This window comes from Streptomyces sp. NPDC055400, from assembly GCF_053644375.1.
Genome location: NZ_JBSHLM010000006.1, coordinates 508,642 through 518,667 on the forward strand (window position 1 = coordinate 508,642; position 10,026 = coordinate 518,667).

Genomic DNA, 10,026 nt, shown 5'->3' on the forward strand with positions numbered 1-10,026 from the left:
TCATGCTAACCAGGCGGCTGGTCGGGCGCCTGGGGACGCCTGATCCTGGCACCGCGGGGCGGCCGATACCCTGGGGGTGTGACGTTCCCGGTAGTCGGCATGGTCGGCGGGGGGCAGCTCGCTCGTATGACACACGAGGCGGGCATCCCGCTCGGCATCAAGTTCAAGCTCCTCAGTGACACTCCTCAGGATTCCGCGGCGCAGGTCGTCAGCGATGTCGTCATAGGCGACTACCGCGACCTGGACACGCTGCGTGACTTCGCGCGGGGCTGTGACGTGATCACCTTCGATCACGAGCACGTGCCCACGGAGCACCTGCGGGCCCTGGAGGCGGACGGTATCCCCGTGCGCCCCGGGCCCGAGGCGCTGGTGCACGCCCAGGACAAGGGTGTGATGCGCGCGAAGCTCACTCAGATCGGCGCTCCCTGCCCGCGCCACCGCCTCGTGAAGGACCCCGCCGACGTGGCGGCCTTCGCGGCGGAGGGTGTCACGGACGGCAGTGACGGTTTCCCCGTGATCCTCAAGACGGTGCGCGGCGGCTACGACGGGAAGGGGGTGTGGTTCGTACGGTCCCTGGAGGACGCGGCCGAGCCCTTCAAGGCCGGCGTCCCCGTCCTCGCGGAGGAGAAGGTCGACTTCGTACGGGAGCTCGCGGCCAATGTCGTCCGCTCTCCGCACGGCCAGGCCGTGGCCTATCCCGTCGTCGAGTCCCAGCAGGTCGACGGCGTGTGCGACACGGTGATCGCGCCCGCCCCCGGCCTCGACGAGGATCTCGCCCTGCGCGCCGAACAGCTGGCCCTCGGCATCGCGAAGGAGCTCGGCGTCGTCGGGCACCTCGCGGTGGAGCTCTTCGAGACCCGAGACGGCCGCATCCTCGTCAACGAACTGGCGATGCGCCCGCACAACTCCGGCCACTGGACCCAGGACGGGGCCGTGACCTCGCAGTTCGCGAACCACGTCCGCGCCGTCCTCGACCTCCCCCTCGGCGACCCGCGCCCGCGCGCCCCCTGGACGGTCATGTGCAACGTCCTGGGCGGCGACTACCCGGACATGTACTCCGCGTACCTGCACTGCATGGCCCGCGACCCGAAGCTCAAGATCCACATGTACGGCAAGGACGTGAAGCCCGGACGCAAGGTCGGCCACGTCAACACCTACGGCGACGACCTGGACGACGTGCTGGAGCGCGCCCGTCACGCAGCCGGCTACCTCAGAGGAACGATCACCGAATGAGCACGTCCCCTGTCGTTGGCATTGTCATGGGTTCCGACTCCGACTGGCCCGTCATGGAGGCCGCCGCCCAGGCTCTCGACGAGTTCGAGATCCCCTACGAGGTGGATGTCGTCTCCGCGCACCGCATGCCGCGCGAGATGATCGCGTACGGCGAGCAGGCGGACGGCCGCGGCCTCAAGGCGATCATCGCGGGAGCCGGGGGAGCCGCCCATCTGCCGGGCATGCTCGCCTCCGTGACCCCGCTGCCCGTCATCGGCGTCCCGGTCCCGCTGAAGTACCTCGACGGCATGGACAGCCTGCTGTCCATCGTGCAGATGCCCGCGGGCGTCCCCGTCGCCACCGTCTCCGTCGGCGGCGCGCGCAACGCGGGCCTCCTCGCGGCCCGCATCCTCGCCACCCACGACGAGGAACTCCTCGGCCGCATGCGGGAGTTCCAGCAGGAGCTGAACGACCAGGCCACGGAGAAGGGCAAGCGACTGCGCGCCAAGGCCGAGGGCGCGTCCGGCTTCGGCTTCGGGAAGTGACGGCGATGGCCACCTCCCTGGAGCGGGCCCGCGCGGTGCTCGCCGACTTCCCCGTCGTCGACGGCCACAACGACCTGCCGTGGGCGCTGCGCGAGCAGGTCGCGTACGACCTCGACGCGCGGGACATCGCCGTCGACCAGAGCGCGCATCTGCACACCGACCTGGCCCGGCTGCGGGCCGGCGGGGTCGGCGCGCAGTTCTGGTCCGTGTACGTGCGCTCGGACATGGCCGGTGACGTGGCGGTCAGCGCGACGCTGGAGCAGATCGACTGCGTCCAGCAGCTGATCGAGCGCTACCCGGCAGACCTGCGCCGCGCGCTGACGGCCGCCGACATGGAGGCCGCCCGCGCCGAGGGCCGTATCGCGTCCCTGATGGGCGCCGAGGGCGGCCACTCCATCGGCAACTCGCTGGCCACGCTGCGCGCGCTGCACACCCTGGGCGTGCGCTACATGACGCTCACGCACAACGACAACATCGCGTGGGCGGACTCGGCGACGGACGAGCCGGGCGTCGGCGGACTCTCGCCCTTCGGCCACGAGGTCGTACGGGAGATGAACCGGGCCGGCATGCTCGTGGACCTCTCGCACGTGGCGGCGACCACGATGCGGGCCGCGCTCGACACCTCGGTCGCGCCGGTGATCTTCTCCCACTCGTCCTCGCGCGCGGTGTGCGACCACCCGCGCAACATCCCGGACGACGTCCTGGAGCGGCTGCCCGCGAACGGCGGCGTCGCGATGGCCACGTTCGTGCCGAAGTTCGTCCTCCAGGCCGCCGTCGACTGGACGGCCGCCGCGGACGACAACCTGCGCGCGCACGGCTTCCACCACCTGGACACGTCGCCGGAGGCCATGAAGCTCCACCGCGCCTTCGAGGAGGCGCACCCGCGTCCGGTCGCCACCGTCTCCACGGTCGCCGACCACCTCGACCACATGCGCGAGGTCGCCGGCATCGACCACATCGGCATCGGCGGCGACTACGACGGCACGGCGTTCCTGCCGGACGGCCTCGGCGACGTCTCGGGCTACCCGAACCTGATCGCGGAGCTCGTCGACCGCGGCTGGTCGGACCCCGACCTCGCCAAACTGACCTGGCAGAACGCGGTACGGGTCCTCGGCGCAGCTCAGGACGTGGCCCGGGACGAGCAGTCCCGCCGCGGTCCCTCGAACGCGACGCTGGAGCAGCTCGACGGCTGAACGGCCTGGCTCGAGGGCCCTGGCCCGACGGCTGAGCGCCCTGTCCCCAACCTCCGGAGTTCTTCCGCTCCGGAGGTTGGGGCGGCCCGGTGTCGCCCGAACGCGCCGCCCACCAGGTGGCTGTGGGCCATGCGTGTGACGGTGAACGCTACGGCCGACACCGTCGACGCCCGGAGCTTTGCCATGGCAGACCTGCAGGACGAACTGACCGCACCTCGTCGCGGAACTGATCGAGCGGGGCTGGCCGGACTCCGATCTGGCACAGCTCACGTGGGGCAACGTCCAACGCGTGCTGCGCGAGACGGAGTTCGCGGCACGAGCGGCCGCGCTGCGCCGCCCGCCGTCGACGGCGAGGATCGAACACCTCGACACCTGACGGGCGGTCAGGGGAGCGGACTCAGCCGGCGCACAGGCAGAACGGGTGCCCTGCGGGGTCCGCGTAGACCCTCCAGGTGCGCGAGCGGTCCTCCGCGTCGAGGACCCTCGCGCCCAGGGCCAGCACACCCTTCTCCGCCGTGTCGAGGTCCTCGACCGTGAGGTCCAGGTGGAACTGCTGCGGCCGGTCGGGCGCGGGCCAGGACGGTGCCACGAAGTCGGGCGCCGCCTGGAACGCGAGCGGCCGGCCGCCAGGCACCTCCAGGTCGACCCATGTGCCGTCGTCGCCCGTCACGGTGCCGCCGAGCACCTCCGCGTAGAAATCGGCGAGCGCGCGCGGTTCGGGACAGTCCAGGACGACGACACCCAGCGTGGCGAGAGCCATGACATCTCCTCCGTGTGAGGGTTACCCGTAGAGGCGTGCATGAGGTAACCGCGTTACTGCATGCTCCCGCAATAGAGGTAACGTCGCAACCATGAATGACCGCATGCCCGCACCTGGGGGACTGGCCCTGATCCAGGACCTGGTGAACACCCTCGACATCGAGACGGGCGCCGACGCACTCGACACGGAGAAGGGGCGCGAGGCCCTCGGTCTCACTGAGCAGGAGGCGGAACCGGCGCGCGAGCTGCGTGAATCCCTGCGCGTCGCCTGCCTCGCACACGGCGGACACGCCCCCCACCGCTCGGTGACACCCCTGCACCGGCTGCTCGCCGAGGCCCCGCTCCTGGTTGCCGTCGACACGGCGGACGGCTCGGCCTCTCTCGGGCCGGCGGACCCGCACGCGCTCGTCTCGCGCGTCGCGGCGGCGATCGCCCAGGCGCACGCGGACGGCACCTGGCCCCGACTGAAGGCCTGCGAGGCGCCCGACTGCCACTGGGTGTACTACGACCGCAGCCCGGCGGGCCGCGGTCGTTGGTGTTCGATGGCGGTGTGCGGCGCGCGCGCGAAGATGCGCCGCTACCGCGCGAAATAGAGGCTCAGGCGGCCGGGCGGCCCATCGCCCGGTACGTCCAGCCCGCCTTGCGCCACAGCACCGGGTCCAGCGCGTTGCGCCCGTCGAGGACCAGCCGCGTGCCGGCCAGCTCGCCGAGCGCCGCCGGGTCGAGCTCGCGGAACTCGCGCCACTCCGTCAGATGCAGCACCACGTCCGCGCCCCGCACGGCCGCGTCGGCGGACTCCGCGTAGCCGAGCGTGGGGAACAGACGCCGCGCGTTGTCCATGCCCTTCGGGTCGTAGACCGTGACCTGGCCGCCCTGGAGGTGGATCTGCCCGGCGACGTTGAGCGCCGGGGAGTCGCGTACGTCGTCGGAGTCCGGCTTGAACGTGGCGCCGAGCACCGCGACCCGCTTGCCCAGGAACGAGCCCCCGCCGAGCGCCTCACGGGTCATCTCGACCATCTGGCCGCGGCGCCGCATGTTGATGGAGTCGATCTCGCGCAGGAACGTCAGCGCCTGGTCCGCGCCCAGCTCACCGGCGCGCGCCATGAACGCCCGGATGTCCTTGGGCAGACAGCCGCCGCCGAAGCCGATCCCGGCCCGCAGGAACTTGGACCCGATCCGCTCGTCGTAGCCGATCGCCTCCGCGAGCTTCGCGACGTCACCGCCCGCGGCCTCGCAGACCTCGGCCATCGCGTTGATGAAGGAGATCTTCGTCGCGAGGAACGAGTTGGCGGCCGTCTTGACCAGCTCGGCCGTCGGGAAGTCCGTCACCACGAACGGCGAGCCCTGCCCGACCGGGGTCGCGTACACCTCGCGCAGGGTCTTCTCGGCGCGGTCGCTGCGCACACCGACGACGATCCGGTCCGGGTGCAGCGTGTCCTGGACGGCGAAGCCCTCGCGCAGGAACTCCGGGTTCCAGGCGAGCTCGACGTCGCCGCCCGCGGGCGCCAGCTCCAGGATGCGGGCGGCGAGGCGCTCGGCGCTGCCGACGGGCACGGTCGACTTGCCGACGACGAGCGCCGGCTTGCTCAGGTGCCGGGCCAGTGACTCCACCGCGGCGTCGACGTAACTCATGTCGCAGGCGTACTCGCCGTGCTTCTGCGGGGTGTTCACGCACACGAAGTGGACGTCACCGAACTCGGCGACCTCCGCCCAGTCCATGGTGAAGCGCAGCCGCCCGGTCGATCCCTCGATCCCGGCGACGTGCTTGCGCAGCAGTTCCTCGAGACCGGGCTCGTACATGGGGACCTCGCCCCGCGTGAGCATCTCGATCTTCTCGGGCACGACATCGAGCCCGAGCACCTCGAAGCCGAGTTCGGCCATGGCGGCGGCGTGCGTGGCGCCGAGGTAGCCGGTGCCGATCACGGTGATCTTCAAGGCCATGAGAGCTCCAGAGGTGTACGGCTGCAGTGCGGCCCCGAGCATAGTCGGGCGTGACGCGGGCCCTCACAGGGCACGTTTCGGCTGTCGCGTAGCTCACGTATCCCTCTGGTGGGCAGAGGCATAAAATTTGGGTTACTTAACGGTAATTAGCGTCCTTGGAGCGTGAGACACCTTGGCAGGTTCGCCCGAATTCGACCTGTACCGTCCGGCCGAAGAGCACGACATGCTCCGCGAGTCCGTGCGGGCCCTGTGCGAGGCCAAGATCGCGCCGTTCGCCGCGGCGGTGGACGAGGAGGCGCGTTTCCCGCAGGAGGCCCTCGACGCCCTTGTCGCCAACGACCTCCATGCGGTGCACGTACCGGAGTCCTATGGCGGCGCCGGAGCCGACGCCCTCGCGACCGTCATCGTGATCGAGGAAGTGGCCCGCGTCTGCGCGAGCTCCTCCCTCATCCCGGCCGTGAACAAGCTGGGCTCGCTGCCCGTCATCCTCTCCGGCTCCGAGGAGCTGAAGAAGAAGTACATGACGCCGCTCGCCAAGGGCCAGGGCATGTTCTCGTACTGCCTCTCCGAGCCGGACGCGGGCTCGGACGCCGCGGGCATGAAGACGCGCGCGGTCCGCGACGGTGACTCCTGGGTGCTCAACGGCGTGAAGCGCTGGATCACCAACGCCGGCGAGTCCGAGTACTACACGGTGATGGCGGTCACCGACCCGGACAAGCGCTCGAAGGGCATCTCCGCCTTCGTCGTCGAGAAGTCCGACGAGGGCGTCTCCTTCGGCGCCCCGGAGAAGAAACTCGGCATCAAGGGCTCCCCGACGCGCGAGGTCTACCTCGACAACGTCCGCATCCCCGCCGACCGCATGATCGGCGAGGAGGGCACCGGCTTCGCCACGGCGATGAAGACCCTGGACCACACCCGCGTCACCATCGCGGCCCAGGCCCTCGGCATCGCCCAGGGTGCCCTCGACTACGCCAAGGGCTACGTCCAGGAGCGCAAGCAGTTCGGCAAGCCGATCGCCGACTTCCAGGGCATCCAGTTCATGCTCGCCGACATGGCGATGAAGATCGAGGCGGCCCGCGCGCTGACGTACCAGGCCGCGGCCAAGTCGGAGCGCGGCGACGCGGACCTCACCTTCCAGGGCGCCGCGGCCAAGTGCTTCGCCTCGGACGTCGCCATGGAGGTCACCACGGACGCCGTCCAGCTCCTCGGCGGCTACGGCTACACCCGCGACTACCCGGTCGAGCGCATGATGCGCGACGCGAAGATCACGCAGATCTACGAGGGCACGAATCAGGTCCAGCGGATCGTCATGGCCAGGAACCTGCCGTAACAAGGGTTTCGCTTCGCAGGAGATCCTGGGCTGGTACTGGGCTGGTACTGGGCTGGTACTGACCTCTGGACCGCTTCTGGCCTGCACAGACACCACGGCCCCCGGCGTGATGCCGGGGGCCGTTCGTGTCTGCGTTCCGGTGCGGCCGGTCAGGGCAGGATCTCGATGTACCCGTCGGTTCCGTGTACGCGGATCCGCTGCCCGTCGCGGATCAGCCGGGTGGCCTGCTCCACGCCCACGACGGCCGGCAGGCCGTACTCCCGGGCGATCACCGCGCCATGGGTCATCAGGCCGCCCACCTCCGTCACCAGGCCCGCGATTCCGACGAACAGCGGCGACCAGCTGGGGTCCGTGAAGGCCGTGACCAGGATGTCGCCCGCTTCGAGATCCGCCTGTGCCATGTCGAGGACGACGCGGGCCCTTCCCTCGACGGTCCCGGCGGAGACCGGGACGCCGATCAGGGCGCCGTCCGGCACGTCGTCGCGCCGGTACGCCCCGGTGACGGCCTCACCGTCCGATGTGAGCACCCGGGGCGGGGTGAGCGCGTGGTACGACCGGAACGCGTCCTTGCGCTCCTCGATGAGCCGGTCGTCCACCTGCTCCGAGCGCACGGCGTCGTGGAGTTCCCGGAACGTGAGGTAGAAGATGTCCTCCTTCTCAGCAAGCACGCCCGCCTGCACGAGGCGCCCGGCCTCCCCCAGCAGGGCCTGCTTGTAGACGAAGTAGCGGCTGATGATGCCGTACTTCGGGTACTCCCGGTACCCGATGAAGGTTCTGACCCGGTCGATCATCCGCTTGGTCTCGTCGGCCTTCCGGTCCCCGTCCGGCAGGGCCCGCAAGCGGGACAGCACGTCCTGTTCCTTCCGCAGCGCCTTCTGCCGCCCCTGCTCGAAGCGCAGTCCGGCGGCGCCCGGCGCGAAGTTCCTGACGTTGTCGAGGATCACGGGCACGAGCGTGGTGGGGCGCTCGCGCCACCGGGGCCTCGTGATGTCGATCTCGCCGACGCAGCGCATGCCGTACCGGTCGAGGTAGCCCTCGATGGCGTCGCGCGCTTCGGTCCCGCCCGCGACCTTCGCCAGCTCGTCCAGGAAGCCGGCGTCGTCGGCGTTCTCGACGGCCTGGAGGAACGCCACCACCTCCGGCCGCGGGCGGATCACGTCCGCGACGTCGAGCAGCGCAAGGCCCATCTCCGACGTGATGTTGTCGGGGGCGGACAGGGTCAGGGTGTCAGCCGCGTTCTTCTCGCCCAGCCACTCCTGCAGCTTGTCGTTGAGCCACCAGGTGGCCTCCATCCCCGCCATGATCGCCTGAATGCTCAGCGGATCACTGAGGACCCGCTTGTGCTCCTCGAAGGCCTCCAGCAGGAAGTCGAACAGCGCCGGTCCGGTCTTCGTCCGGATGTCGCGCTCCAGGGCGGCGACGGACACCTGGCTGCGCTCGATCAGTTTGGTGACGACGGCCGGATCGGTCTCGACCGGGGCGGGCACACCGCCGGCCGGCGGCCCGGCGGGGCCCGCGTCCGGGAGCGACGGGACGAAACCGTCGTGGTCGAGGACGGTCTCCAGAGCGTTCCTGATCAGCGGATCTCCCTTCTCCATGGCGTCCAGGAGACCGGCGCGGCTCGCGGGCGAGGCCAGGCGCCGGGTGACGTCGACGAACAGCCTCCCGCCGGCCTCGTGCATCGGCACCATGGCCGTCAGCTGCCACATGGAGAACCCCAGGGGCCTCATGGGGTCGGTCATCATCTGGCCGTGACCGACGGAGACGTAGACGTGATTCTCCTGGTCGCCGGACTCGGGGACGGGGAACAGCGTGGTGATCGGCCGGCTCTGAACGATCTGGAAGTCGTCGTCGGCCAGGCACCATTCGATGTCCTGCGGGCGGCCGAAGTGCGCTTCGATCCGCCGCCCGAGCTGCACGAGCCGCACGGCCTGAGCGTCCGTCAGCGCCGGCTGCTCCTGCCGCCGCGAGTCGACCGCCACTTCCCGCGTACCGCCGGCCGGCAGGGCGTGAATGGCACGCTGCTTGGCGGCGATCGCCTTGGCGACGACTTCACCGTCCCGCACCTTGAAGACGTCCGGGTTCACCAGGCCGGAGACCAGGGCCTCGCCGAGGCCGAAGCCGGCGTCCACGGTGGCGACCTTCCGGTTGCCCGTGACGGGGTCGGCCGTGAACAGGATGCCCGCCGCGTGCGGGAAGACCATCTGCTGCACGACCACGGCCATGTGGACCGTGCGGTGGTCGATGCCGTTGTGCTGGCGGTAGGTCACGGCCCGCTCGGTGAACAGCGAGGCCCAGCACCGGCTGACGTGCTGGAGGACCGCCGCCGGTCCCATGACGTTCAAATACGTGTCCTGCTGGCCGGCGAAGGAGGCCGTGGGCAGGTCCTCTGCCGTGGCGCTGGACCGGACGGCGTAGGCGGCCTGTTCGCCGGGCTCGCCCTGCCGGTCGAGCGCGCGGGTGATCGCCGCCGCGAGGTCGTCCGGGACGGCGATCCCCTCGATGGTCCGGCGGATCTCCGCGCTGAGCGTGCGGATCGCCTCCCGGTCGTCAGGGTTCAGGCGCGACAACTGATCGAGCCGCTCGTCGACGGACGCTTCCGCCATGATCCGCCGGAAGGCGTCCGTCGTCACGCAGAAGCCGGCCGGCACGCGGACGCCTTCGATCCGCGACAGCCCGCCCAGGTGCGCGCCCTTGCCACCGACGACAGCGACCTGCGTCTCGCCGACCTCTTGAAGATCCAGCACGTACCGCTCACTCATCGCGTCACCTCCGAGGCAGTCGTGCTGCGTTGTACTGCGGTGGCCGATCGAATCACCGGCGCCTCTCCCCATTCGTCGGACCTCTTGCCGAGCACCCCCGCACCTCCGCGTGGGTCACCCGCAACTGCAGGCCGCCGATTCTGCGCCATGACCTGGGCCTTGCGGCAAGGCCCCCACCGCGCTATAAGTTGAGAGTGGCAAGGAGAGGGCTCTCCTTGCCTTTGTTTTTTGCCGTCCAACGGCAGACGGGGCAGCGGGCCCGAGCCGGAGGTCCGGCTCGGGCC

At 70.4% G+C, this 10,026-nt stretch carries 8 protein-coding genes and 1 pseudogene; 6 read left to right on the top strand and 3 right to left on the bottom strand.

Annotated elements, in window-relative coordinates; all coding sequences use genetic code 11:
* The first annotated feature begins 78 nt into the window (after positions 1 to 78).
* The 4 genes and pseudogenes from ACWIGU_RS19300 to ACWIGU_RS19315 form a co-directional block, all read left to right on the top strand.
* Positions 79 to 1,233, top strand: a complete 1,155-nt coding sequence (locus ACWIGU_RS19300) for a 5-(carboxyamino)imidazole ribonucleotide synthase (protein WP_454402346.1) — start codon at positions 79 to 81, stop codon at positions 1,231 to 1,233.
* On the top strand, positions 1,230 to 1,757 hold the full coding sequence (purE, locus tag ACWIGU_RS19305; RefSeq protein ID WP_454402348.1) for a 5-(carboxyamino)imidazole ribonucleotide mutase: 528 nt from the start codon (positions 1,230 to 1,232) through the stop codon (positions 1,755 to 1,757). Before ACWIGU_RS19300 ends, purE begins: the two co-directional genes overlap by 4 nt.
* 5 nt (positions 1,758 to 1,762) lie before the next feature.
* Entirely contained in the window at positions 1,763 to 2,950 is a 1,188-nt protein-coding gene (locus ACWIGU_RS19310) for a dipeptidase (RefSeq protein ID WP_454402350.1), read from the top strand.
* Positions 2,951 to 3,158: 208 nt separating this feature from the next.
* Positions 3,159 to 3,326: pseudogene (locus ACWIGU_RS19315) on the top strand (membrane dipeptidase); the annotation flags it as partial.
* Between the two features lie 21 nt (positions 3,327 to 3,347).
* Here ACWIGU_RS19315 and ACWIGU_RS19320 read toward each other — a convergent pair.
* A complete protein-coding gene (locus ACWIGU_RS19320; protein ID WP_454402352.1) occupies positions 3,348 to 3,710 on the bottom strand; it encodes a VOC family protein in 363 nt (120 codons plus the stop codon).
* Positions 3,711 to 3,801: 91 nt separating this feature from the next.
* Here ACWIGU_RS19320 and ACWIGU_RS19325 point away from each other — a divergent pair, with 91 nt between their 5' ends.
* Complete coding sequence (locus ACWIGU_RS19325; RefSeq protein ID WP_454402354.1) at positions 3,802 to 4,302, top strand: CGNR zinc finger domain-containing protein; 501 nt, start codon at positions 3,802 to 3,804, stop codon at positions 4,300 to 4,302.
* A 4-nt stretch (positions 4,303 to 4,306) separates the two neighbouring features.
* Here the strand turns inward: ACWIGU_RS19325 and ACWIGU_RS19330 are convergent, their stop codons facing one another.
* Positions 4,307 to 5,650, bottom strand: a complete 1,344-nt coding sequence (locus ACWIGU_RS19330) for a UDP-glucose dehydrogenase family protein (protein ID WP_454402356.1) — start codon at positions 5,648 to 5,650, stop codon at positions 4,307 to 4,309.
* Positions 5,651 to 5,822: 172 nt separating this feature from the next.
* On the opposite strand from ACWIGU_RS19330, the gene ACWIGU_RS19335 reads away from it, so the two are divergent.
* The gene (locus tag ACWIGU_RS19335) at positions 5,823 to 6,980 is read left to right on the top strand and encodes an acyl-CoA dehydrogenase (RefSeq protein ID WP_454402358.1); all 1,158 of its coding nucleotides are present in this window, start codon (positions 5,823 to 5,825) and stop codon (positions 6,978 to 6,980) included.
* A gap of 149 nt (positions 6,981 to 7,129) precedes the next feature.
* Here ACWIGU_RS19335 and rph read toward each other — a convergent pair whose 3' ends face one another.
* The gene (rph, locus tag ACWIGU_RS19340; protein WP_454402360.1) at positions 7,130 to 9,742 is read right to left on the bottom strand and encodes a rifamycin-inactivating phosphotransferase; all 2,613 of its coding nucleotides are present in this window, start codon (positions 9,740 to 9,742) and stop codon (positions 7,130 to 7,132) included.
* Positions 9,743 to 10,026 lie beyond the last annotated feature (284 nt).